The organism is Pseudomonas sp. Marseille-Q1929 (assembly GCF_017316265.1).
Taxonomy (GTDB): Bacteria; Pseudomonadota; Gammaproteobacteria; order Pseudomonadales; family Pseudomonadaceae; genus Aquipseudomonas.
Map to the genome: position 1 here is coordinate 1 of NZ_JAFLWU010000043.1, position 24,429 is coordinate 24,429.

A 24,429-nucleotide genomic window follows, 5' to 3' on the forward strand; every position below is an offset into this window, starting at 1 on the left:
CACCTCTTTTTCAACTTCTTTCTGGCTTCGATGAACTGAAGCACCTGCTGCCGAAACCTACATAACTCATTGTTTACCAAGGAGTTTTCCGTTTCGACTGCGCCGGAAGTGGGGCGAATTATAGACAGTTACAATTCGCCGTCAACCCTTTTCTTCACATTCTTGAGAAGGCCGCCATTCACCTGCGCAGGCAGCCTCCCCGCCTTCAGAACTTCGCGCGCAACGCCATGTTGAAATTGCGCGGCTCACCATAGAAGTTCCAGTAATTGGGGTTGCCCAGCGTCTGGTAGTACTTCTTGTCGAATACGTTGTCCAGGTTGTACTGCAGCTCAAGGTTCTTATTGATCTCATAGACCGCATGCAGGTTGGTCAAGTGGTATGCGTCCTGCTGGATCTTGTACGTCTTGCCATACTCTCTCTGCACCATCGTGCTCTGTGCATAGAAGCTGCCACCAACCCGCATGTGGTTGAGCGCGCCCTGCAGGCGGTAGTCGGTAGCCAGCTTGAATAGATGACGCGGCGCAGCGCTGTTGAAATCATCGCCCTTCTGCTCACCCCCGACATATTTGGACTGGTTGTAGGTGTAACCCGCCGAAAGGTTCCAGTCCGCCGTCACCTCCCCATTGACCTCCAACTCGAAACCGCGATTGCGCACTTTGTCGGAAGGGCGATAGCAGGACCAGTCACGGTCGCAGGTCACCAACTCAGGACGCCCAGTCTGATCGGACTGGTACAGCGCAATCGAGCCCAGCAGACGTTTGTCGAAGAACTCGCCCTTGAGCCCAAGCTCATAGTTGCTGCCAGTCATGGGTTCAAGCACCGAGCCCGTAATGTCCTGGTTGCTCTGCGGCTTGAAAATCTCGGTATAGCTGGCGTACGCCGTCAGGTTTTCGGTCAGGTCCTGGACCAGGCCCGCGTAAGGTGTGACTTCACCGCTCTTGGAGTAGTGGTTTGTTACTGGCCGGCTCACCATATCCAGGCTGTCGTAGCTGACCCAACTCAAACGGCTGCCAAGGATCAGCTTTGTAGAATCGGTCAGGCTGAAGCGCCCTGCTATATAGACGCCCTTCTGTTCTTGCGTACGGTTGTATTTCCACTGGTTGACATTCAGCGCCGTCGGCGCAGGCGGATCAAAGGCCCCCACATCGTTCATATCCACCACGTAGCGGTACGTCGCATCCCGACCGCCGTGGTAATCGAAGTCATCCTTGCGCCAGTTCCCACCGATGATCAGCTCATGCTGACGACCCAACAGCTGGAACGGACCGGACGCGTAGCCATCGATGCTGGTCTGAGTATCGTCATAACGGAAATGACGTGGGTTGAGGGTGAACTGGTCAGTGTCGCCAGCAGGCCAGGTGTAGTTACCCAGAAAATCCGCCTTGGACCACATCTGGTTCACCGCCACCACCGCTTTCCAGTCATTGGCAAAGCTGTGCTGGATATCGGTAAAGACCGTAGTGTTGCGCTTGTCGAGATGATTCCAGTCCCCCGTCAGCGATGTCGAACGTGACAGCGGATAGAACGTGCCATCGGTATGGATCGGCAAGCCAGACCAGTCGTACCCCGAATTGCGCTCCTTCTGATAACTGTAACCGAGGGTCACCAGCGTCGACTCACTCACATCGGCTTCGAGGATGCCATAGAACAGCTGGTTCTCTTTCCGGGCGATATCCAGGTAGCTGTTGGCATTGTTATAGGAAATCACCGATCGCCCACGCAGCGTGCCTTCTTCATTCAGCGGCGAGGACAGATCCACCATCGTCTTATAGTCGTCCCAAGACCCCACCGACGTTTCAATCAGCGCTTGCGGCTCGGCCGTCGGACGTTTGCGAATCAGGTTAATCGACGCCGACGGCGTCCCCGCCCCCTCCATCAAACCCGTGGCGCCGCGCACGATCTCGACCCGGTCGTAAATGTCAGTGGTGGGTTTGGAGATCGCATCCATCGAATACGCATTGCTGATATTGGTCGGCACGCCATCGATCTGCAGGTTGTCCACCAACTGCCCACGCGCCTGGTACAAGGAACGCTCGCCACCATTCTTGACCACCATGATGCCCGTGGCGTTCTGCATCACGTCGTCGAGGTTCTTCATGCTTTGGTCATCCATGCGCTGACGGGTAACGACCGTCACCGACTGCGGCGTTTCACGCAGGGACATCGCCAGCTTGGTGGCGGTGGACGAGCGCCCGGTCGCATACGACCCGCTGCCCTCCGTCACCATCCCCAAGCCCTGGCCGGTGATAGTGGTGGCCCCCAGTGTCAAACCCGTTGCCGGTTGCACGATCAGTTGAAACTCACGCTCCCCGGTGCGCACCGCCTGTACGCCAGTGCCCGCCAACATCTGCGCCAGCGCCTGCTCGACGCTCGAAGCGTGCACCGCCTGACTCTGCTTATTGGCCGTGAGCGTGGCATCCCCCCCGATCAGAATCCCCGCCTGGCTGGCCAGCAGGTTCAACTGACGAGCCAGCGGACCTGCCGGGATCTCCAGAGTTTGCAATTGGGCAGCAGCGCCCGGGCTGTCGGCCTGGGCAGAAACGACATCAACGGCCAAAGCGATGACCACAGCCAGAGCCAGGGGATGGCGGCGTGAGAAAACGGTAGTGCGAGACAGCATGAATGAATCCTTTCGCAAGTCGAATGGAGGAGCGTCATCCAACCAAGCGAGCGAGCCGCGCAAAACCGGAAAAAGTTTTTCGGATTATTTTCAACGTGCCTCGACCGACACCCACCAAGGCAACGTGCGCACCACCCGAATCGGCAGCGCCCGCTCCAGCATCGCCAGCGCGCGGTCACTGTCGAGCAACGGATAGGTCCCCACCACGCGCAAACCGGCGAGCGCCGGATCGATACCGAGATGACCTTGACGGTAATCCCCAAGTGTCTGCACCACTTCGCCCAGCGGCAGGTCCTCAGCCACCAGCACGCCGCGACGCCAATCCTGACGCCGGGCTTGCGCTGGCACCAACGCGCCACCGGCCTGGGCATCGAACACCATTGCCTGGCCCGCCGCGACCTGCACCTGCAGGCCGCTGTCTGCGCAAGTAGCCTGCACCGCGCCACCAAATACACTCAACGTGGTCTGCACGCCCTCGGCCCGCACACCAAACACGGTGCCCAGCGGTTGCATGCGCCCGGCCCGCGTCACTACCTGCAAAGGGCGCACATCGGTACCGGTCTCGATGAGCATTTCACCGCGATACAACCGCAGCTGCCGCACGCCCTCATCGAAGTGCACATCGAGCGCCGTCGCGCCGTTGAGCCACAGCTGGCTGCCGTCGGCCAGGCGGATCGGCCGCACTTCACCCAACCCGGTGCGATAGGTCGCAAACAGAGCACGCGGCGAGTCCAGCCAGCCCTGTCGCCAACCCGCCGACGCCAGCAGCCCACCCATGCCCGCCACACATAGACTGCCGAGCAAGGTTCGGCGTGAAACGCGATCACGGCGCAACGTCGTCAACACCTGATGCGCCTGATCGGCACTACCGCTGAGGTTGCCAAAACGCTGATTGATGCCCTCCACGTACTGCCACGCCAGCCGATGCTGAGCATCCTCCGCCAGCCATGCCCGCCACTGGCCGTGGGCGCGGGGGTCATCCGGCTGTGCATGCAAGCGCGCAAACCAGCTGGCCGCCGCTTGCAGCACACGATGATCGGGCGCGGCCGGGTTCATATCAGCGCTCCAGCCAGCTCGACTTCCAACAGCAGGCATTGATACATCGCCTGCGCCAGATAACTGTTCACACTGCGCTCGCTCACCCCCAGCCGCAGCGCCGTTTCGCGCTGCGTCAGACCTTGCAACTGCACCAGCAGGAATGTCTCGGCAACCCGCTTGGGCATCCGCTCCAGCATGGCCTGCAACTGCCCAAGGGTTTCCAGGATGATCGCCTGATACTCCAGCGACGGCACCTGATGCTCAGGCTGCGCCGCCAGTACGTCCAGGTACGCTTGCTCGATGCGCCGACGGCGCCAGAAGTCCACACACATATGCCGCGACATGCGCCCAAGATAAGCGCGCGCATGCTCGTCATCGTTGAACGTGCGCGGCGTGGCCAACAAGCGCACGAACACGTCATGCGCCAGCTCCGCCGCATCGCTGGCATTGCCCAGCTTGCGTTGGAGCCACTGCTGCATCCAGCCATGGTGCGAGCGGTAGAGCGCCTCCAGGTTGGAACTGAGAACAGGAGCACCAGGCGGAACCTTCATGGAGAGCGTGCCTTGCTTGCTAATAAGAATGATTAGCAAGTGTAACTTTGATGCATCGCCCCCCGCAATTGCCAGGTCAGAACGTGTACTTGAAGCTCGTCATGAAGTTACGCGGCGCGCCATAGACGCTCCAACTGTCCGCATAAGCGTAATAACTGCGATCAAACACGTTGTTCACATTCAACGTCGCGCTCAGATTGCGGCTGATGTCATACCGCGCCATCAGGTTGGTCAACGCATAGCTGCCCTGCTCGAACGTATGCAAATCCATCCCGGTCTTGCTCTGCCAGTTCACCCCACCGCCCACCGTCACCTTGTCGAGCACGCCCGGCAGGCGGTAAGTGGTAAAGGTCTTGAGGCTGTGACGCGGGCTGGTGGTGACGATGCGCTGATCATCGGCATTGGTGCTTACGCTATAGGCGTAACCGGCGGACGCTTGCCAGCCATCACTCAACTCACCGTTGAACTCCAGCTCCACGCCCTTGGTCGTGGTGCCCTGCTCCGCACGGTAGATATCCGGGTCACCCACAAACACCGGCAAGTTGTCCTGATCGATCTTGAACAGCGCCAGGCTCGCGTTGAGTCTGTCGTCGTTGAAGCTACCCTTCACACCGACCTCATATCCCGTGCCTTCCTGCGGGTCCAACGCCTTGTAACTCGCATCATGAATGCCGTAGGCCTGGGGGTTGAAGATCTTGGTATAGCTGGCATACAGCGACCAGGTGCTGCTCAAGTCGTACACGACACCGGCATACGGCAGAAACACGCCGTTGCGGGTTTCCTTGCTCTCGGTGTTCTGGCTCGGGTCGGCGTAGGTCACCACTTCATTGCTGCGCTTCCAGTCTGTAACACGGCTGCCAAGGATCACCGCCGTGTTGTCGGTGACATGCAAACGTGACGTCAGGTACGCCGCATACTGGTTCTCTTCTATATGAGTCTTGCCCACCGGCGTGGTGTTCGGAATATTCGCGCCGCTGCCACTCCAATTGAAGATGTTCGGCACGGTGCCGTCGTAACCGGTCCAACTGCCAAACCAGCCGCCATGGCTTGGCGTATTTTCGTGGTAACGCGACATGGTCACGCCAGCGATCAACTCATGCTCGCGCCCAAACAGGCTGAACGGCCCGGTCAGATAAGCATCGAGGTTGTTCTGGCGCGGCGTGCCCGACCAGCGATTGGGATAGAGATAAGCCCCCGCCCCCGTCTCCTGGTCGATGCTGCCGTTCATATAGTTGATCAGCTCATCGAACTGGTTCTGCGTGTGGCTGACCTCAACCTTGCCGCTCCAACCATTATCGAACTGATGCTCGATGGAGCTGAACACATTGGTCTGCTTGCGATCGTTATAGGCCCAATCCGGCGCACTGTTGGCCGAGCGGCTGAAGGTGGTGCGGTTGCCGTTGCTGTAGAACATCGGGAAGCCGGTGCGCAACGGGTCATTCACCTGATTGTTGATATAGCTGAAGCCCACCGTCAGCATCGTCGCGTCGCTCAGGTCGAACTCGGATATCCCGTACACCATCTGCGAATCGGTGTTGACGCGATCCACCCAGGAGTTCTGCTTCTTATAGTCCACCACCAGGCGCCCACGGATATTGCCGCTGTCGGTCAGCGGCCCGGACACATCGAACCCCGTGCCATAGCGATCCCAACTGCCCGCCTCCCCCGTGATACTGGCCTGCGCTTCGGCCGTCGGGCGCTTGCGGATCAGGTTGATGGTCGCCGACGGCGTGCCCGACCCACTGATCAACCCCGTCGCCCCACGCACCACTTCAACACGGTCGTACATCGCCGTGTTCTGCGTGGTGTTATCCAGGCGCGCCGACGTCGGCACGCCGTCGATCTCGAAGTTGTTGATCTGGAAACCGCGCGACCAGTAAGTATCGTTCTCCGCGCCGACGCCCACCCGCAGCACCGTAATGCCCGGCGTGGCCTCCAGCACTTCGGTGAGGTTGGTGAGCCGCTGGTCATCGAGACGCTGGCGGGTGATCACCGTGACCGATTGCGGGGTTTCTTTCTGAGTCAGGTTCAACCGCGTCGAACTGCTCGACGAATAGGTGGTGTAAAGGCCGGTGCCCTCAGTGGTCGAACCCGGCGCCATGCCGGAAATCGAAATCGCGCCCAATTGCACGGCACCGCCCACCCCCGGCTGCACTTGATAACGCCCCTCGCCGGTCTGCACCACCGTCAACTCGCTGCCCGCCAGCAGCACCTGCAACGCCTGGTCCACCGAGTAGCTGCCATGCAGCGCCGGGCCAGTCTTGCCGGCAGTGAGCGCCGCATTGCCCGCCAGGTAGACGCCGCTTTGGGCGGCGAGCTGATTGAGCTGATCCGCCAAGGCGCCAGCGGGCAGGTCGAAGCGCTGGACGGCCTGTTCAGCGGCAGCCGCCAGGGGGGCAAAGCTCAAGCTGGCGGGCATGGCCAAGGCCAAGGCAATCGCCAGGGCCAAAGGTTGGGGGGCGTTACGCAGGAATAGAGGCATAAAACAGTTCCGGTCGAAGGAGGCATCAAGCCGTTGTCCTTCTCTAATTCGAATGAGAACGCAAAACCGGAAGCACGCATGAAAAAAATCAGCGCGGCACCACGTTGACCCACCAGGCAAACGGCCGCTCGATACGTACCGGCAACACCTGCGCAAGCATGGCCAGCGCCTGATCGGTGTCTTGCAAGGGGTACGTGCCCATCACTCGAAGGTTGGCGACCTGCGGATCAATGCCCAGATGCCCATGGCGATAGCTGGCCAGTTCACCGACAAAGTCCGCCAGGCGCATATCGTTGGCCATCAACACACCTTTCGCCCACGCCTCGCGCCCGGGTTGCGCGGGGTGCAGCGCCGACAGGCCGTGGCGGTCAAAGCCCACCCCCTGCCCCGCGGGCACGATGCGCGTCTGGCCGCTGTCACCACACGCCGCTTGCACACGGCCTTCATACACGTTGAGCTGCGTACGCCCATCTTGTTCACGCACGCTGAACCGCGTCCCCAACGGCCGCAGGCGACCTTGCGCGGTCTCCACCACAAACGGGCGACTGTCGTTGCCGGTGTTGATCAGAATCTCACCGCTGTAGAGCTTCAATTCCCGCTGCCCGGCACTGAAGTTGACGTCCAGCGCCGTGCCGCTGTTGAGCCAGATACGCGTACCGTCGGCCAACAACTGTTCGCCCAGCGGCACGACACCGGTGTGGAAATCGCGGCTCCAGGCGCCCCGCTGCTGCCAACTCCCCCAGCCCAGCAGCGCGCCGCCCATGACAATCGACAACCCGCGCAACACCTGCCGCCGCGAGCGCTGCGAACCGCGCAGGTGTGCCAACGCCTGGTTAGCCCCCGGCACATCCTCCTGCAACGGCGCAAACCGCTGGCTCACCCGCGCGACATAACTCCAGGCCAACGGGTTGACCTCATTGCGCCCATGCCACTGGCGCCACGCGTCATGCAGATGCCGCGCATCCGGCTCGGCACTCAGGCGCGCAAACCAGTCAGCGGCTTGTTGCAGCGCGGCATAGTCCAGGCCACCAGAACGAGTGCTCACGACAAGGCGCCATCCAGCTCGGCTTCCAGCACCATGCACTGGAACATGGCCTGCCCGATGTACTTGGTCACCGTGCGCTCACTCACGCCAATGCGCAGCGCGATCTCGCGGTAACTCAAGCCATCGATCTGCGCCAGGCAGAACGCCTCGGACACCTTCACCGGCAAGCGATCCAGCATCGCCTGCAAATGCACCAGCGCTTCCAGCACCAGCGCCCGGTGTTCTTCCGACGGTGCACACGCTTCCGGCCGGCTCGCCAACACCTCCAGCCACGCCTGCTCCACCTGCTTGCGGCGGAAAAAATCCACACAGACATTACGCGACAGCGTGCTCAGATACGCCCGCGCATGCCCGTCGCTGCCGAACTCGCGTGGATGAGTCAGCAAACGCACAAACACATCGTGGGCCAATTCGGCGGCGTCACTGACATTACCGAGTTTTCGCGCCAGCCAGCGTTGAATCCAGCCGTGGTGGGCCGAATACAAACTGCCAACGTTAAAGGGTGAGGGCTCGGGAAGCGGGGGCATGGGCAGCCCTACGAATAAGAATTGTTCCCAATGGTAATAAGAAAAGATAACCACCACAACGGGGAAAAATTACCGACAGCCCGACTCAAGGGTTGTCCCGCTGCGTGCGCCCATCCGGCCCATACAACCTGTCCCCCCCCACGCTGTTCAAAAACCCGACAATCTTCTGGTTACACGCCATGCGTTGCCGGATCGCCCCACCATTGGCCAGGTTGAGCTGCCGCGCCCGTTGCGCCAACGCCTGCACCTGCCGCCACGCCGCCAGGCAGTCGGCATCCTCGGCCGCCTTGAATGCCCCTTGGCGACCGCTGCCATAGCCGAGCTTCGACTGCGCACCACTGCGGATCGCTTCCAGTTGCTCCAGCTTGAGCAACGCCGCCTGCTTGCTCGCCGTCAGTTCCTGCAAGCGTTCGCCCTCGACCTTGGCCTGGGCCAACGCCAACCGTTCCTGCTCCAGCAACTGCACCAACTGCTCGATCGCCTGCTGCTGCAATTGCAGATGTTTGCCCAGGCTCATAGGCACCTGCACCTCATCGGCCCGCGCTCATTCGACGGTTTCACCCACGCTGGCGGCGAGGCCGTCGAAGATCGAATCGGCGCTGACCTGATACGTCCCACCGGCAATCGCCTGGCGTACCGCCGCGACTTTATCCATGTCCACATCCGCCGAGCTCTCCACGCGCGTCTCGGCACTGCTGCTGGAAACCTGCACGCCGTCATCCACGGTCGCTTCCAGCGCCAGCAATTCAATGCGCTGATTGCCGGCCGCCTGGCTGTCGACGGGCGCCGGGGTGTTGGTCAGGTTCGCACTTATGATTTTCACGTTAGAGGCTTCATCTGCTGTGGGGTTGGGTCAACTATCGGCAATCGCAAAGGCAAACTTTGACCGTTGATCGAAATAACTCAGTAGCGCAACCGCAACGCGTTCTGGCCCACCACTTGGGCGCTGAGCATTTTGCCGTCGTTGCCCATGACCCGCACGGTGCTGCCCAGGCTGCCATTGTCCAGCGCCTTGCCTTCACGGCTGATGGTGAAACCCGCGCCTTCGGCCTGCAACGTCACCTGCTGGTTGCGCTCCACCAGCCAACGCTCGCGCACACTGTTCTGGGTCAGCACCACATTACGACTGAGGTTGCGGCTGGCCTGGCGCCCGATGATCTGCGCGGTATCGAACAGCACGCCCTTGGGCAACCGCTCCAACGGGCCGCGTTTGATTTCCAGCATCGGCGCCTTGATCACCTCCCCCGCCGTGATGCGTTGGCGCGCAACTATATAGTCACCCACCACCCGCACACTGACTTGCAGGTAACCCGCCACCTCACTGCCACAGCGCACGCCCATCGCCACCCGGCCGAATGCGTATAGCTCGGGATGGACCAGATACGGTCGCGGCTCTGCGCATTCCACGATGCGCGCCGCCGGCTGGCCGAGGTCCACCGCCACCAGTTGCGCATGCGCCGGCAAACGCGGGCTGATCACCGCGCGCACCCTGTCCTCCAGGCTATCCGCCTGGGCCATGGCGCTGCACAGCAAACACACCAAACCGCCTAATCGCCACGTCATCCGCCCTGCCCTCCGAACTGCCCAGCGCCGAATTCTAGTCGTCCTCCCCTCCGGGCAAGGCCGGAATTAGTCGCCAAATAGCCGCCTGTTTCGGCCTTTGCCCAGGCAGCCTTGGGACTAACCTGCGAGCCGTTCATTTATTTGATGCACAGGTCCGCAACCATGATCGACAAGCTCGACAACGAGCTGCGCTTTCAGCAGGACGCAATGAGTTTGCGGGCTGAGCGCCAGCAGGTATTGGCCAACAACATCGCCAACGCCGACACACCGAACTTCCGCGCGCGGGACTTCGACTTCTCCACCGAACTGGCCAGCTCCCTGCAAAAACAGCACATGGGCAGCGGCATGGCCCTGGCCACCACGTCGGACCGCCACCTGCAAGCCTCATCCAACAGCATGTCCAGCCGCGAGTTGCTCTACCGCGTGCCCGACCAACCGAGCCTGGACGGCAACACCGTGGACATGGACCGCGAACGCGCGCAGTTCACCGACAACGCCGTGCGCTACCAGGCCAGCCTCACGTTCCTGACCAGCCGCTTGCAGTCGCTCAAGACCGCCATGCAGTCCGAATAACCCAGGGAAAGCACCATGTCGATGTTCAGCATTTTCGATATCGCCGGCTCCGCGCTCAGCGCCCAGTCCCAGCGCATGAACGTAACCGCCAGCAACCTGGCCAACGCCGACACCACCAGCGGCCCGGACAACGCCGCCTATCGCGCACGCCAAGTGGTCTTCGAATCCCAATACCAGGCCGGCAGCAACATCGGCGGCGTGCGCGTCAGCCAGGTGGTCGAGGACGGTTCGCCGATGCGCCAGGAATACCGCCCCGGCGACCCGCTCGCCGACGAATCCGGCTACGTGACCATGCCCAACGTCGAGCCCGTGGGCGAAATGGTCAACATGATCTCCGCCTCGCGCTCCTACCAGGCCAACGTCGAAGTCATGTCCACCAGCAAGGAAATGATGCTCAAAACTCTAACCCTGGGTGAGGCGTAAACCATGACCAGTACGATTGCCAGCTCGGTTCTGTCGAGCATGAACAGCACCAGCAGCACCGCCGACAGCACCACCTCGGCGGCGGATGATTTGCAGGACCAGTTCCTCACCCTGCTCACCACCCAGCTGCAAAACCAAGACCCCACCGACCCGATGGACAACAGCGAAATGGTCACCCAGCTCGCGCAGATCAGCACCATCAGCAGCATCGAGAACGTCACCTCGACGCTGGAAGGCATCTCCAGCCAAATCAGCGCCGCCGAAACCCTGCAAGCCTCGGCGCTGGTGGGCAACGGCGTATTGATCGACGGCAACACCCTCCAGGTCGGCGACGGCGTGGCCACCACCTTTGGCGTGACCCTCGACAGCGCCGCCGATGACGTCACCGTCACCATCAAGGACAGCACCGGCACGGTGGTGCGCACGATTGATGAAGGCAGCATGAGTGCCGGCACCCAAGCGCTGTCATGGGACGGCCTGAACGATGACGGCAGCACCGCCGCCGACGGCGCCTACACCTTTGCCATCAGCGCCACCGCTAGCGACGTCGCAGTGACCAGCACGGCGTTGAAATACGCACTGGTCACCGGCGTCACCACCGACAGCAGCAACCAGGTCGCCCTGGACCTGGGCGGCGTCAACGACAACGTCGCCCTCAGCGACATCAGCCTCGTCCTCTGACTCGCCTACTTATATAAAGGAGAAACACCATGGCTTTTTCCCAAGCGCTCAGTGGCCTGTCGGCGGCGTCTACCGACCTCAACGTGGTCAGCAACAACATTTCCAACTCCCAGACCGTGGGCTTCAAAAGCTCCACCACGCAGTTCGCCGATGTGTATTCCGGCGCGGACGTGGGCCTGGGTACCCAGGTTTCCGGCGTGGTGCAGAACTTCGAATCCGGCAGCCTGACCACCACCGACAACTCCCTGGACCTGGCGATCAACGGCGACGGTTTCTTCACCTTCACCGACGGCACGCAAACCGTGTACTCGCGCAACGGCCAACTGACCCTGACGGCCGAGGGCTACCTGGAAAACGCCGCCGGCGACCAACTGCTCGGCGTCAACGGCGTGATCCAGATCCCCACCACCGGCCTGCAAGCCAGCGCCAGCACCGAGCTGGATGCCGAGCTGAACCTGGACGCCAGCGAAGACACCATCACCGCCACCTTCGACCAGACCGACTCGTCCACCTACTCCTATTCCACCAGCGCCACGCTCTACGATTCCCTCGGCATCAGCCACACCAGCACCCTGTATTTCAGCAAGACCGCCGACAACACCTGGGAAGTGCACACCGCCATCGACGGCAACCTGCTCACCGAGACCCAGACCGTCGGCTTCAGCGCCAGCGGCCTGATCACCAGCGGCGAAACCGGCACCTACACCTACGACCCGGCCAACGGCGCCGCCGAGCTGTCGATCACCCTCGACCTCACCGGCACCACCCAGTTCGGCAATGACTCGGCGGTGTCCGATATCTCGCAGAACGGCTACACCTCCGGCAGCCTGGTGAGCTTCAGCATCGACGAAACCGGCACCGTGGTCGCCACCTACTCCAACGACCAGACCAAGAACATCGACCAGATCCAGCTCGCCACCTTCAGCAATGAAAACGGCCTGAAAGCCAATGGCGACAACACCTGGCTGGCCACGTCCTCGTCCGGCCAGGCCTTGCTCGGCGTGGCCGGCAGCGGCTCGTTGGGCTCGATCCTCAGCGGCACCACCGAAGACTCCAACGTCGACCTGACTGCCGAGTTGGTGAACCTGATCATTGCCCAGCGCAACTTCCAGGCCAACGCCAAGTCGGTCACGGCGCAAAGCGAAGTCTTGCAGCAAGCCGTGAACATCGGTTCCTGACCCTATGGACCGCATGCTTTTCACCGCCATGAGCGGCGCCAACCAGGCCCTCGAACAACAAGCCGTCGTTGCCAACAACCTGGCCAACATCGTCACGCCGGGCTTTCGTGCGCAACTGGTGGAGATGCAGTCTTCACCCGTTGCCGGCGAAGGCCTGCCGACCCGCGTTTCGGTGGCGGCCAACGGCATCGGCGTCGATTGGAGCCAAGGCCCGGTGGTGCACACCGACCGCGTACTGGACGTAGCCCTGGGCGAAAACGTCATGCTCGCGGTGCAGGCCGGCGACGGCAGCGAGGCCTACACCCGGCGCGGCGATTTGCAGGTGGACGGCACCGGCGCCATGAGCGTGGGCGGCCGCCCGGTGATCGGCGACGGCGGCCCGGTCACCGTGCCGCTGGGCAGCGAAGTCACCCTTGGCAGCGACGGCACCATCAGCGTGCGTGAACTGGGCATGAGCCCGCGCGGCTTGAGCCCGGTGGGCAAGTTGAAGCTGGTTTCGGCCTTGCCCGGCACCTTGCAACCCGGCACCGACGGGCTGTTCCGCACCGCCAACGCGCAAGCGCTGCCCGCCGACGACACCCTGCGCGTCGCCCCCGGCGCCCTGGAAGGCAGCAACGTCAGCCCGACCAGCGCCATGGTCGCGATGATCGACAACTCACGCCGCTACGACATGCAGATGAAAGCCATCAGCACCGCCGACGAAAACGCCAAGAGCGCCAACAGCCTGCTGTCCCTGAGCTGAGCGCACCGTTGCACCGACAAGGAACCAAACGATGATCCGCTCACTGTGGACGGCCAAGACCGGCCTCGAAGCCCAACAAGGGCAAATGGACGTGATCGCCAACAACCTGGCGAACGTCAGCACCAACGGCTTCAAGCGCTCGCGCGCGGTGTTCGAAGACCTGGTGTACCAGAACGTGCGCCAGCCCGGCGCGCAAAGCAGCACCGACACGCGCCTGCCGTCCGGCTTGCAGGTCGGCACCGGCGTGCGCGAAGTCGCCACCGAGCGCCTGCACACCCAGGGCAACCTGGAACAGACCAGCAGCTCCAAGGACTTGGCCATCAACGGCCTGGGCTTTTTCCAGGTGGACATGCCCGATGGCAGCACCGGCTACACCCGCGACGGCAGCTTCCAGCTTGATTCCAACGGCGAGATGGTCACCTCCAACGGCTACAAACTCTCGGCCGGCGTGACCATCCCGGCCAACGCTACCGCGATCACCATCAGCACCGACGGCATCGTCTCGGTGACCACGCCGAGTGCGTCCACCTCGACTCAGGTCGGCCAGCTCAACCTGGCATTGTTCATCAACCCGGCCGGCCTGGAAAGCATCGGCCAGAACCTCTACCTGGAAACCGACGCCTCCGGCTCGCCCACCGAAACCACCCCGGGCCTGAACGGCGGCGGCACCCTGTCCCAGGGTTACGTGGAGACGTCCAACGTCAACGTGGTGGAAGAAATGGTCGGCATGATCCAGACCCAGCGCGCCTATGAAATCAACAGCAAGGCCGTCGAAAGCTCGGACGAGATGCTCCAGCGTCTGACCCAGCTCTGAGCGAGATCCCCACCATGGCTCACAAGTATCTACTCGCCTGCGTGCTGGCCCTCGCCGGCTGCGATCAACTGCCGCACAAACCGGTGGTGCCCGAAGAAGACCTGCCGGCGCCGGTCTACCCGTTGCGCCAGGCCAACGGTTCGATCTACCAAGGCAGCCTCGGCTCCCAGCCGCTGTTCGAAGACCGCCGCCCGCGCCGGGTCGGCGACACGCTGACCATCCAGCTGGAAGAACAGGTCAGCGCCAGCAAGAACTCTTCATCCAACGCCAGCCGCGCCGGCTCCATGGGGTTGAAGTTCGCCACCACCTCCGCCCGTGCATCACAGGTCGGCTCGTTTGGCATGGACGCCTCCACCACCCACGACTTTATCGGCGCCGGCGGTTCCCAGGCGAACAACTCGTTCACCGGGACCATCTCGGTGACGGTGATGCAAGTGATGCCCAACGGGCACCTGCGGGTGCGCGGCGACAAACAGATCGCGATCAACCAGGGCACCGAGTTCATCCGTTTCTCCGGGCTGGTCAACCCGCGCAGCATCACCGGCGAGAACACCGTGTCCTCGACCCAGGTGTCGCAGGCGCGCATCGAGTACGTGGGCGATGGCTATATCAACGAAGCGCAGCGCATGGGCTGGCTGCATCGCATCCTGCTGAACGTTTCACCTTTTTGAGTGACCCTGCCATGTTCCTGAGAGCCGTCAGAATCCTGCTGTTGAGCTGCCCGTTGTGGCTGTGCGCAACAGCGCACGCCGAGCAGATCCGCGACATCGCCGACTTCGCCGGCATCCGCCCCAACAGCCTGGTGGGCTACGGCCTGGTGGTGGGCCTGGACGGCAGCGGCGACCAGACCACGCAAAGCCCGTTCACCGAACAGGGCCTGACCAACATGCTCTCGCAGCTGGGCGTGACCCTGCCCGCCGGGGCGAACATGCAAATGCGCAACATCGCCGCGGTGATCGTCACCGCCAACCTGCCCGCCCTGTCGCGCCCCGGCCAGCAGATCGACGTGGTGGTGTCGTCCATCGGCAACGCGAAGAGCCTGCGCGGCGGCACGTTATTGATGACGCCGATGAAAGGCGCCGACGGCGAAGTCTACGCCGTGGCCCAAGGCAGCCTGCTGGTAGGCGGCGCCGGCGCGTCAGCCAACGGCAGCAGCGTGACGGTCAACCAACTGGCGGGCGGGCGCATCCCCCGTGGCGCGATCATCGAACGTGCGGTGGCGCTGAACCTGAACAACGAGCACGGCCTGCTCGGTCTGTCCCTGCATGAGCCGGACTCCGCCACCGCACAACGTGTGGTCTATGCGATCAACCTGGACATGCGCCGCACCGTGGCCTCGGCCGTGGACGGCGGGCTGATCGAGATCCAGGGGCCGGTGTCGCCCAACGAGCGCACCAACTTCATGGCGCGCATCGAAAGCATCGAAGTGCTGCCGATCCAGGCGCGGCCAAAAGTCATCCTCGATTCACGCACCGGCTCCATCGTGCTCAACAGCTCGGTGAAGCTGTACCGCGCGGCCGTGGCCCACGGCAACTTGTCGGTGATCATCGACACCACCAACACCGTCAGCCAGCCCGGTGCGTTCAGTGGTGGGCAGACCGCCGTCACGTCCCAGAGCAATATTTCCATCGAATCCCAGGGCGGCTCGCTACACCTGCTGGAAGGCACAGCCAACTTGATGGACGTGATCAAGGGCCTCAACGCCCTCGGCGCCACGCCACAGGATTTGATGGTCATCCTGCAAGCGCTCAAGGCCGCAGGCTCCCTGCGGGCTGAGCTGGAGATCATCTGATGAAAAGCACCGATCACTTTGCCCTGGACGTGCAGGGCCTTGATCATCTGCGCAACCGCGCGCACCTGGACCCCCATGCCGGGCTCAAGGAAGCCAGCAAGCAGTTCGAGGCAGTGTTTATCCAGATGATGCTCAAAAGCATGCGCGCGGCGGTGCCCAAGTCCGAGCTGTCGAGCAACTCGCAAACCGAGCTGTACACCGAGATGCTCGACCAGCAATGGGCGCAGAGCCTGTCGGGCAAGGGCATCGGCCTGGCTGAACAGCTCACCCGGCAACTGAGCGGCTACGCCGCGCAACAGAACCCTGAACTGAGCGCCGCCACCACCGCATTCCTCGATCTGCCGACGCGCTCACCTTTCGAAGCCTGGAAACGCCGCGAAGTCAGCGCCAGCAACAGCGACCAGCCCGAGCACGTGCAAGCCTTCATCGCCCGCCTCAGCGGCCCGGCACAAACCGCCGCGCGCAACAGTGGCGTGCCCGCCGAACTGATCCTGGCCCAGGCCGCGCTGGAAACCGACTGGGGCCGGCGCACCATCACCACCGCCCAGGGCGCCGACAGCCACAACCTCTTCGGCATCAAGGCCGGCGGCGCTTGGCAAGGCGCGACCACCCAAGTGCTGACCACCGAATACAGCGACGCCCAGGCGCAAAAGCAGCTGGAAAGTTTCCGCGTGTACGCCAGCGACGAAGCCGCTTTCACCGACTACGCGCGCCTAATGCGCAGCCGCCCCGGCTACGCCGCCGTGCGCACGGCCGGCGACGCACCGCAAGCCGCCGTCGCGCTGCAACAGGGCGGGTACGCCACCGACCCGCGTTATGCGCAAAAGCTGATTTCCGTCATGGCCACCATCGGCCCCTTGCCCACCACACAAGCACGCAACGATTTATAGGCCAGGGGTCAATTCACCCCATCGCCGGGCCGATAGTGCCAAGCATGTAGCCCAGGAGCTTCTCGATGAGCATTATTTCCATTGGCGTCAGCGGCCTGTCCGCCGCGCAGATCGCCCTCAGCACCAGCAGCAGCAACACCACCAACGCCTACACGGCGGGCTACACCTTGCAGGTGGCGAACTTCTCCGAGTCCACCTCGGGCAGCGGCGTGCAGATCTCCAGTGTGGATCGCCAGTACAACCAGTTCGTCACCACCCAGCTCAACAGCTCCATCAGCGCCGAAAGCGCGCTGTCCACCTACCAGACCGAGGTCGACCAGATCGACAGCCTGCTCGCCGACGGCGACGCCAGCCTCGACACGCTGATGCAGAGTTTCTTCTCGGCCCTGCAAACCCTGACCTCCGACGCCAGCGACACCGCCGCCCGCGAAGAAGTGATCGGTGCCGCGCAGACCCTGACCTCGCAGTTCACCCAGCTGGGCAGCTACCTCGATGACATGGCCAACGACGTCAACAGCCAGATCGACGACCAGGTCAGCCAGGTCAACGACCTCACCGAACAGATCGCCGGGCTCAACAAAAAGATCAGCCTGAGTGACGCCCTGGGTTCCACCTCCAACGCCCTGCTCGACCAGCGCGATTTGTTGGTCAGCCAACTCAGCGAACTGGTGGATGTCGACGTCACCAGCCAGGACAACGGCAGCTACACCGTGTCCCTGAGCAACGGCCTGGCGTTGGTGTCGGGCAATAGCAGCTTCGACCTGCAAACCGCCGTCTCGGCCAGCGACCCGACACAAACCGTGGTCACCTACGTGGACGCCGCCGGCCACACCACCACACTCGACGACTCGACGTTTGAAGGCGGCTCCCTCGGCGGCCTGATGGACTTTCGCGACAACAGCCTGAGCGACGCGCAAAACCAGCTGGGCATCCTCGCGGTCAGCCTGACCCAAGCCTTCAACACCTTGCAGGCCTCCGGCATCGACCTCAATGGCGACAGCGGCAGCGCACTGTTCTCGGTGGACGATCCAAGCGTCTACGGCAACACCACCAACACCGGCGACGCGACCCTCAGCGCCACCTTCAGCGACGACGTCAGCGCCCTCGCCGCCACCGACTACACCGTCAGCTATTCCGACAGCGACGGCTACAGCGTGACCCGCAACGACACCGGCGCCAGCGTCACCTCGGCCTACGACAGCGGCACGCTGACCTTCGCCGGCATGAGCGTGGCCATCAGCGGCACCGCCGACGACGGCGACAGTTTCCTGATCTTGCCCACGCGCAACGCCGCCAGCAGCTTCACCACCCTGACCAGCGACGGCAGCCTGATCGCGGCCGGCACGTCCACCGGCAGCAGCGACAACAGCAACGCCCTGGCCATGCTCAACCTGCAAACCGACAGCATCGTCGGCGGCAGCAAGACCCTCAGCCAGACCTATTCGGCGCTGGTCAGCGATGTGGGCAGCACCGCGAGCAAAGTCGCCGGGCAACTGGAAACCCAGACCAGCCTCACCGAACAACTGACGACGCTGCAACAGTCGGAATCGGGGGTCAACCTGGACGAGGAGGCGGCCAACCTGATCGTCTACCAGCAGTACTACCAGGCCTGCGCAAAGGTGGTTGAAGTCGGCACCAGCCTGCTCGACACCATCCTCGACATCAATTAAAGGAGCGCCGCCATGCGCCTGAGCAGTGCGACGATTTACAACCAAAGCCTCACCTCCATGCTGGCCCAGGAAAGTGCCTACCAGACCGCCGCCCAACAAGTGGCCAGCGGCACGCGGGTGGTCACGCCGTCCGACGACTCGCTGGCCGCCGCGCAAGCCGTCAACGTGCGCCAGGCAATTGCCGCCAATGAGCAATACGCCGATGCGCGCAGCAGCATCAGCACCTCGTTGTCCCAGGAAGAAAGCACCCTGGACAGCATCAACGATGCAATCACCAGCGCGCGCTCGCTGATCGTGCAGGCCAACAACGGTACGTTGAGCGACGCCGACCGCGAGTCCATCGCCACCTCGTTGCAAGGCGTGTACGACACCCTCGTCACCCTGGCCAACGCCACGGACAGCAACGGCAACTACCTGTTTTCCGGCTACCAGAGCCAAAGCCCGGCGTTCGCAGCGGATGCCGACGGCAACATGGTTTACCAGGGCGACAGCAATGTGGTCACGCAACTGGTCAGTTCGACCCAGAGCATGGCCAGCGGCGACACCGGCGCGACGATTTTCCAATCGGTGAGCAGCTCGGCGGGTTTTATCGCCGAAGCCGGCGACAACAGCGGCAGCGTCACCTTCAGCGGCCCGACCATCACCGACACCACAGCCGCCAACTACGGCAGCGGCTTCAGTCTGACCTTCAGCACCGCCGCCGACGGCACCGCGCAATACAGCCTCGACGGCGCCACCCCGGTGGCCTACACCTCGGGCGACACCCTGCAAGTCAACGGCCTGTCCCTGACCCTCAGCGGCACCCCGGTCGACGGCGACAGCATCAGCGTCAGCAAAGCCGCCGACGCCGACCCGGACCTGTTCGCCACCCTGAAAAACCTGATCTCCGTGCTGCAAACCCCAGTGGAAACCGACGCCGACAGAGCCAGCCTGAACAACACCCTCTCTACCGCCAGCCGCCAACTGAGCAACGCCCAGGACACGGTGCTGACGGTGCAGACCTCGGTGGGTTCGCGGCTCAATCAACTGGACGTGCTCGACACCATCGGCGACGACCTGGCGTTGAGCTACACGGAACGATTGTCGGGGTTGGTGGATGCGGACTACACCGAGTCGGTGACGCAATACACCTCCCTGCAAGTGGCCCTGCAAGCCGCCCAGCAAACCTTCGTCAGCATCCAGAAGATGTCCCTGTTCGAATACATCTAACCACCTGAACTGGATAAAAACTGTGGGAGCGGGCTTGCCCGCGATGGCGGTGTATCAGGCGACACAGGTGCTGGCTGACCCACCGCTATCGCAGGCAAGCCAGCTCCCACACAAGCTTCGCTGCAAGTGGCTCTGCAAACCTTCGTCAGCATCCAGAAAATGTCCCTGTTCGAATACATCTAACCGGCTGAACTGGGTAAAAACTGTGGGAGCGGGCTTGCCCGCGATGGCGGTGTATCAGGCGACACAAGTGCTGGCTGCCCCACCGCTATCGCAGGCAAGCCAGCTCCCACACAAGCTTCGCTGCAAGTGGCTCTGCAAACGTTTGTCAGCATCCAGAAGATGTCCCTGTTCGAATACATCTAACCACCTGAACTGGGTAAAAACTGTGGGAGCGGGCTTGCCCGCGATGGCGGTGTATCAGGCGACACAGGTGCTGGCTGACCCACCGCTATCGCAGGCAAGCCAGCTCCCACATAAGCCAGGTCCCACAGTTGGATCGCAGTAGCTTCAGGGAACGGCCATGTTGTCCGTCAGGTACTGCATGAAATGCAGGGTATTGCTGAGCAACGTCGCCAGAAACGGCCCCAGGTCGCCCATCACCACCATCAGCAGAATCAACCCCACCGATAACGTCAGCGGAAACCCCACCGAAAACACCGTGAGCTGAGGCGACACGCGGTTGAGGATGCCCATGGCCAGGCTGATGATCAGCAACGTGCCCACCATCGGCAACGCCAGCAACAAGCCGGTCAGGTAGATCGTGCTGCCGTATCGCGCAATCAGCTGCCAGGCGTTCGGGTCGAAACGCAGGTTGCCAATCGGCAGTGTCTTGAACGTGCCGGCCAGCAACTCCAGCACCATCAAATGCCCATCAAGCGCGAGGAACATCAGCACGGTAATCATCCCCAGGTACCGCGACAGCACCAGGCTGTTGGTGCTGGTATCGGCGGAAAAAAACGTGGCAAACGCCAAGCCCATCTGCATGCCGCAGATGTCGCCGGTCATTTCCACCACCGCCAGGGTCACGCGCATGACCATGCCCAGCGCCATGCCGATCAGCACCTGTTCCACGATCACGCCGAGCCCTGGCCAGGAGAACAGCGCCACCTGGGGCAACGGCGGCAGGTTCGGTGCGAGCAGGAACGCCAGCAACATCGCCAGCCCGACCTTGACCTGGCTTGACACGTTCTTGTGCCCCAGGATCGGGTCGCTCATCAGGTACGCGAGCACTCGGCAGAACGGCCAGAAAAAGCCTGTCAGCCACAGTTGCAGCTGCGCCGAGCTGACTTCGATCACGGCGCGTCAGCCGATCAGCGTGGGCAGGCTGGTGAACAGGGCACGGGTGTAATCCACGAGCATTTCCATGATCAACGGCCCGGCGATCACCAGCACCACGCACACGCCGATGATCTTGGGAATAAACGACAGGGTGGATTCGTTGATCTGCGTGGCGGCCTGGAACAGGCTCACCAACAGGCCGATAAACAGGGTCACGAACAACACGGGCGCGGCCACGATCATGCTCATGCGCATGCCTTTGTAAGCCAGGTCCATCACCATTTCCGGGGTCATCGGCGGCGCCTCATCAGGTGTAAAAACTCTGCGCCAGCGAACCGAGCAGCAATTGCCAGCCGTCCACCAGCACAAACAGCATCAGCTTGAACGGCAGGGAAATCGTGGCCGGCGGCACCATCATCATGCCCAGCGCCATCAGCACGCTCGCCACCACCAGGTCGATGATCAGGAACGGGATAAAGATGGTGAAACCGGCCTGGAACGCGGTCTTCAGTTCGCTGGTGACAAACGACGGCAGCAGCACACGCATGGGCACGTCGTCGGGGCCTTGCAGGTCGTCGATCTGCGCCAGCCGCGCGAACAGTGCAAGGTCGGCCTGGCGGGTCTGGGTCAACATGAACTTGCGAAACGGCTGGCTGCCGTCCTTGAGGAATTGTTCCACCGAGATCTCATCATGGGAGAACGGCAACCAGGCCTTTTCGTAAGCCTGATCGAGGGTCGGCGACATCACGAAAAACGTCAGGAACAACGCCAACCCCAACAGCACCTGGTTCGGCGGCGCCGACGTGGTGCCGATGGCCGTACGCAGCAGGCCAAGCACAATGATGATGCGGGTGAAGCCGGTCATCATCAGCAGGATCGCCGGCAAGAACGCCATGGCGCTGAGCAGCAACAAGGTTTGCAGGCTCAGCGACCATTGCTGGCCAGCCGCTTGCCCGGTGAAAGCGCTGAGGCCTTCCATGCCAGTCATGAAGAACGGCCCTTGCGCGACAAGGCATTGGCCAGACGTTCGGAAAAACGCTCAGCGACCACCGCTTCGGGCTCAGGCGGCGGCGCGTCCATCTGCGCCAGCGCCGTAACCTGCTGCGCCGTCACGCCGAGCACCAGCCATTGCCCACGCACTTCCACAATCACCACTTTTTCGCGCTGGCCCAGGCCTGTGCTGCTGACCACCCGCAGCTGCTTGCCGGGAACCAACGCCCGCGTGCCCATGCGTCGGGCGAGCCAGCCAAACACCAGCACGCAGCCCAGCACCACCGCCAGGGCCAGTGCGGTTTTACCCAGCAGCGCCAGGTTCATCACGCTGTCCGTGGGCACGCCGAGCGGCGGGCTTGCGCTGTTCATCGGTTGAGCTTTTGCACGCGTTCGGACGGCGTGATGATTTCGGTGATACGGATCCCGTACTTGTCATCCACCACCACCACTTCGCCCTGGGCGATCAGGTAGCTGTTGATGAGGATGTCCATCGGCTCGCCCGCCAGGCCATCCAGCGCCAGCACCGAGCCCTGGGCCAGCTCCAGCAACTGCTTGATGGTGATGCGCGTACGGCCAAGCTCCACGCTGAGCTTGACCGGAATATCCATGATCATTTCCAGCTCGCGCGCAGCGGCGGCGGGCTGCGCCGGCGACAGCGGCTTGAACACACTGGAACCGATGCTCGGTGCCGGGCTTTCCAGCGCCGCATCAGCGGCCTCTTGTTCGGCCAGGGCAATTGCCCACGGGTCATCGGCCCCTTCGGCGATGGTTTGTTCGGCCAGGGCATCGGCCCATTCATCCGGCTCTTGGGGCTCGGTAACAGTTGGATCAGTCATGCTCGGAGTCCTTGGCTGTGGGGACGTGGCCCTTCACGAATCGGCTGGAGGAGGAGGAAGAAAGGCTCAGGGAATGATCGACCAGGTCCTTCACCAACAAGGCGCGCAGGCCGTTCTGGCTGCCGTATTCACAGGTCATGACCGGTACGCCATCGACCCGCGCGCTGATGATGTCGGGCAGTTCGATGGGCAGCACGTCGCCGACTTTCAGCGCCATGACTTGCCCGACGCGCGCATCCATTTCGACAAAGTCGGCGATCAGTTCAATCTCCGACTGCGCGATTTCGCCCGCCATGCGCTTGTTCCAATGGCGCTCTTCCTCGGGATTGGTGTCCGTCAGCGGGCCGTTGAGCAACTGGCGCATCGGCTCGATCATCAGGTACGGAATCACGATATTGAAATCGCTGGAGAGGTTGCCGACCTCCAGGTGGAAGGTGGCATTCACCACGATTTCATTCGGCGAGCTGGTGATGTTGGCGAACTTGGCCTGCATCTCCGACCGCAGGTATTCGATTTCCAGGGGGTACACCGACTTCCACGCGCCCTTGTAGGCGTCCACCGACAGCCCCAGCAGACGCTGGATGATGCGCTGTTCGGTGCGGGTGAATTCGCGGCCTTCGGACTTGGTCACAAAGCGCCCGTCGCCACCGAACAGGTTGTCCACCACCATGAACACCACCGCTGGCGGGAACACCACCAACGCGGTGCCGCGCAAAGGTTTCATCGCCAGCAGGTTGATGTTGGTGGGCATCGGCATGTGCATCGAGAATTCGCTGTAGCTCTGGTAGCGCACGCTTTTGACGGTGATGTCGATGCTGCGCCGGATCAGGTTGAACAGGCTCATGCGGAAATAACGGGCGAAGCGCTCGTTGATGATGTCCAGCGCGTGCAAGCGCTCGTGGATCACCCGGTGCTGGGTCGCCGGGTCATACGGGCGGACCCGCGCGGCGTCGAGGGTGCCGGCTTCTTCATGGGCGGCGTCGGTCTCGTCGCTGCCGCGCAGCAGCATGTCGATCTCGTCCTGGGAGAGCAAATCGTCGATGGCCATGGGTTACTGCACGATAAAGTCGGTGTACAGCACGCGCAGCAACGCGGGGGCGGGTTGCTGCGGCGCCAGCGGTTGCTTGAGGGCGTCGAGGATGCGCGCGGCCAAGGCGGCCTTGCCTTGGGGGGTGATCAACTGCGTGCTGTTCTGGCCGCTGACCAGGGTCAGCAACTGGCTGCGCAATTGCGGCATGTAGTCGCTCAGTTGGGCTTGGGTCGCGTCGTCGGCGACTTCCAGGGCGAACCCCACATACAGCAGGCTCGGCTCATCGCGCTCGTTGGACAGGTTCACCGTCATCGGGGCCACCGTGACCAAGCGTGGCGCCTGGGGTTTGTTCGCCACCGGCGCGGCCTTGGCGACATCCACCTGGCTCAGGTAGAGGTAGGTACCACCGGTACTTGCGGCGACGACGGCCAGCGCCAGCAACACAATCAAGAGCCAGGGGGTTTTGCGGGTGGCGGTCATTGGCGGGAACC

27 protein-coding genes are annotated in these 24,429 nt (G+C 62.6%); 11 read left to right on the plus strand and 16 right to left on the minus strand.

The genetic code is table 11. From position 1 onward, the window contains the following. Positions 1 to 205: 205 nt before the first annotated feature. From J1G37_RS27205 to flgA, 9 genes are all read right to left on the minus strand, one after another. Positions 206 to 2,620 carry a TonB-dependent receptor gene (locus J1G37_RS27205; protein WP_207046695.1) on the minus strand — a complete coding sequence of 805 codons (2,415 nt, stop codon included), beginning with the start codon at positions 2,618 to 2,620 and terminating at the stop codon, positions 206 to 208. 90 nt (positions 2,621 to 2,710) lie between these two features. Beyond that, positions 2,711 to 3,676 carry a FecR domain-containing protein gene (locus J1G37_RS27210; RefSeq protein ID WP_207046696.1) on the minus strand — a complete coding sequence of 322 codons (966 nt, stop codon included), beginning with the start codon at positions 3,674 to 3,676 and terminating at the stop codon, positions 2,711 to 2,713. After that, on the minus strand, positions 3,673 to 4,209 hold the full coding sequence (locus tag J1G37_RS27215) for a sigma-70 family RNA polymerase sigma factor (protein WP_207046697.1): 537 nt from the start codon (positions 4,207 to 4,209) through the stop codon (positions 3,673 to 3,675). The genes J1G37_RS27210 and J1G37_RS27215 overlap by 4 nt, the downstream gene beginning before the upstream one ends. A 76-nt stretch (positions 4,210 to 4,285) precedes the next feature. Further along, on the minus strand, positions 4,286 to 6,691 hold the full coding sequence (locus J1G37_RS27220) for a TonB-dependent siderophore receptor (protein ID WP_207046699.1): 2,406 nt from the start codon (positions 6,689 to 6,691) through the stop codon (positions 4,286 to 4,288). 88 nt (positions 6,692 to 6,779) lie between these two features. Next, a complete protein-coding gene (locus J1G37_RS27225) occupies positions 6,780 to 7,736 on the minus strand; it encodes a FecR domain-containing protein (RefSeq protein WP_207046701.1) in 957 nt (318 codons plus the stop codon). Beyond that, a complete protein-coding gene (locus J1G37_RS27230) occupies positions 7,733 to 8,263 on the minus strand; it encodes a sigma-70 family RNA polymerase sigma factor (protein WP_017735826.1) in 531 nt (176 codons plus the stop codon). Before J1G37_RS27230 ends, J1G37_RS27225 begins: the two co-directional genes overlap by 4 nt. An 85-nt stretch (positions 8,264 to 8,348) precedes the next feature. Beyond that, a complete protein-coding gene (locus J1G37_RS27235) occupies positions 8,349 to 8,780 on the minus strand; it encodes a flagellar protein FlgN (RefSeq protein WP_207046703.1) in 432 nt (143 codons plus the stop codon). Between the two features lie 27 nt (positions 8,781 to 8,807). Then, positions 8,808 to 9,086 (minus strand): flagellar biosynthesis anti-sigma factor FlgM, encoded by a 279-nt coding sequence (gene flgM / locus J1G37_RS27240; RefSeq protein WP_207046705.1) that lies wholly within the window; start codon positions 9,084 to 9,086, stop codon positions 8,808 to 8,810. An 80-nt stretch (positions 9,087 to 9,166) separates the two neighbouring features. Next, positions 9,167 to 9,826 carry a flagellar basal body P-ring formation chaperone FlgA gene (gene flgA / locus J1G37_RS27245; protein WP_242551764.1) on the minus strand — a complete coding sequence of 220 codons (660 nt, stop codon included), beginning with the start codon at positions 9,824 to 9,826 and terminating at the stop codon, positions 9,167 to 9,169. A 162-nt stretch (positions 9,827 to 9,988) separates the two neighbouring features. Here flgA and flgB point away from each other — a divergent pair, with 162 nt between their 5' ends. From flgB to flgL, 11 genes are all read left to right on the plus strand, one after another. Beyond that, a complete protein-coding gene (flgB, locus tag J1G37_RS27250; protein WP_207046707.1) occupies positions 9,989 to 10,399 on the plus strand; it encodes a flagellar basal body rod protein FlgB in 411 nt (136 codons plus the stop codon). A 15-nt stretch (positions 10,400 to 10,414) separates the two neighbouring features. Further along, the gene (flgC, locus tag J1G37_RS27255; RefSeq protein WP_207046709.1) at positions 10,415 to 10,822 is read left to right on the plus strand and encodes a flagellar basal body rod protein FlgC; all 408 of its coding nucleotides are present in this window, start codon (positions 10,415 to 10,417) and stop codon (positions 10,820 to 10,822) included. Positions 10,823 to 10,825: 3 nt separating this feature from the next. Beyond that, positions 10,826 to 11,503 (plus strand): flagellar hook assembly protein FlgD, encoded by a 678-nt coding sequence (locus J1G37_RS27260; RefSeq protein WP_207046710.1) that lies wholly within the window; start codon positions 10,826 to 10,828, stop codon positions 11,501 to 11,503. Positions 11,504 to 11,532: 29 nt separating this feature from the next. Then, complete coding sequence (flgE, locus tag J1G37_RS27265) at positions 11,533 to 12,681, plus strand: flagellar hook protein FlgE (protein WP_207046711.1); 1,149 nt, start codon at positions 11,533 to 11,535, stop codon at positions 12,679 to 12,681. 4 nt (positions 12,682 to 12,685) lie between these two features. Further along, a complete protein-coding gene (locus J1G37_RS27270; RefSeq protein ID WP_207046712.1) occupies positions 12,686 to 13,423 on the plus strand; it encodes a flagellar basal body rod protein FlgF in 738 nt (245 codons plus the stop codon). A gap of 31 nt (positions 13,424 to 13,454) precedes the next feature. Next, positions 13,455 to 14,237: a flagellar basal-body rod protein FlgG gene (flgG, locus tag J1G37_RS27275; protein WP_017735835.1), complete on the plus strand. Its 783-nt coding sequence runs from the start codon at positions 13,455 to 13,457 to the stop codon at positions 14,235 to 14,237. A 14-nt stretch (positions 14,238 to 14,251) separates the two neighbouring features. Further along, a complete protein-coding gene (locus J1G37_RS27280) occupies positions 14,252 to 14,908 on the plus strand; it encodes a flagellar basal body L-ring protein FlgH (RefSeq protein WP_017735836.1) in 657 nt (218 codons plus the stop codon). Between the two features lie 11 nt (positions 14,909 to 14,919). Beyond that, entirely contained in the window at positions 14,920 to 16,029 is a 1,110-nt protein-coding gene (locus tag J1G37_RS27285; protein WP_017735837.1) for a flagellar basal body P-ring protein FlgI, read from the plus strand. After that, on the plus strand, positions 16,029 to 16,919 hold the full coding sequence (gene flgJ, locus J1G37_RS27290) for a flagellar assembly peptidoglycan hydrolase FlgJ (RefSeq protein ID WP_207046713.1): 891 nt from the start codon (positions 16,029 to 16,031) through the stop codon (positions 16,917 to 16,919). Before J1G37_RS27285 ends, flgJ begins: the two co-directional genes overlap by 1 nt. A gap of 65 nt (positions 16,920 to 16,984) precedes the next feature. Next, entirely contained in the window at positions 16,985 to 18,589 is a 1,605-nt protein-coding gene (gene flgK, locus J1G37_RS27295; protein WP_207046714.1) for a flagellar hook-associated protein FlgK, read from the plus strand. A gap of 12 nt (positions 18,590 to 18,601) precedes the next feature. Further along, complete coding sequence (gene flgL, locus J1G37_RS27300; protein WP_207046715.1) at positions 18,602 to 19,798, plus strand: flagellar hook-associated protein FlgL; 1,197 nt, start codon at positions 18,602 to 18,604, stop codon at positions 19,796 to 19,798. Positions 19,799 to 20,308: 510 nt separating this feature from the next. Here the strand turns inward: flgL and fliR are convergent. The 7 genes from fliR to J1G37_RS27335 are packed head-to-tail and all read right to left on the minus strand — an operon-like array spanning position 20,309 to position 24,418. Then, positions 20,309 to 21,097, minus strand: coding sequence for a flagellar biosynthetic protein FliR (fliR, locus tag J1G37_RS27305; RefSeq protein ID WP_207046717.1), 789 nt, complete (start codon positions 21,095 to 21,097; stop codon positions 20,309 to 20,311). 6 nt (positions 21,098 to 21,103) lie between these two features. After that, on the minus strand, positions 21,104 to 21,373 hold the full coding sequence (fliQ, locus tag J1G37_RS27310) for a flagellar biosynthesis protein FliQ (RefSeq protein WP_017735842.1): 270 nt from the start codon (positions 21,371 to 21,373) through the stop codon (positions 21,104 to 21,106). 13 nt (positions 21,374 to 21,386) lie between these two features. Then, complete coding sequence (fliP, locus tag J1G37_RS27315) at positions 21,387 to 22,067, minus strand: flagellar type III secretion system pore protein FliP (RefSeq protein ID WP_207046719.1); 681 nt, start codon at positions 22,065 to 22,067, stop codon at positions 21,387 to 21,389. Beyond that, complete coding sequence (gene fliO / locus J1G37_RS27320) at positions 22,064 to 22,441, minus strand: flagellar biosynthetic protein FliO (protein ID WP_207046721.1); 378 nt, start codon at positions 22,439 to 22,441, stop codon at positions 22,064 to 22,066. The genes fliP and fliO overlap by 4 nt, the downstream gene beginning before the upstream one ends. Beyond that, a complete protein-coding gene (gene fliN, locus J1G37_RS27325; RefSeq protein ID WP_207046723.1) occupies positions 22,438 to 22,908 on the minus strand; it encodes a flagellar motor switch protein FliN in 471 nt (156 codons plus the stop codon). Before fliN ends, fliO begins: the two co-directional genes overlap by 4 nt. After that, complete coding sequence (fliM, locus tag J1G37_RS27330; RefSeq protein WP_124526386.1) at positions 22,901 to 23,956, minus strand: flagellar motor switch protein FliM; 1,056 nt, start codon at positions 23,954 to 23,956, stop codon at positions 22,901 to 22,903. The genes fliN and fliM overlap by 8 nt, the downstream gene beginning before the upstream one ends. Positions 23,957 to 23,959: 3 nt before the next feature. Next, positions 23,960 to 24,418: a flagellar basal body-associated FliL family protein gene (locus J1G37_RS27335; RefSeq protein ID WP_207046725.1), complete on the minus strand. Its 459-nt coding sequence runs from the start codon at positions 24,416 to 24,418 to the stop codon at positions 23,960 to 23,962. Positions 24,419 to 24,429: the final 11 nt, after the last annotated feature.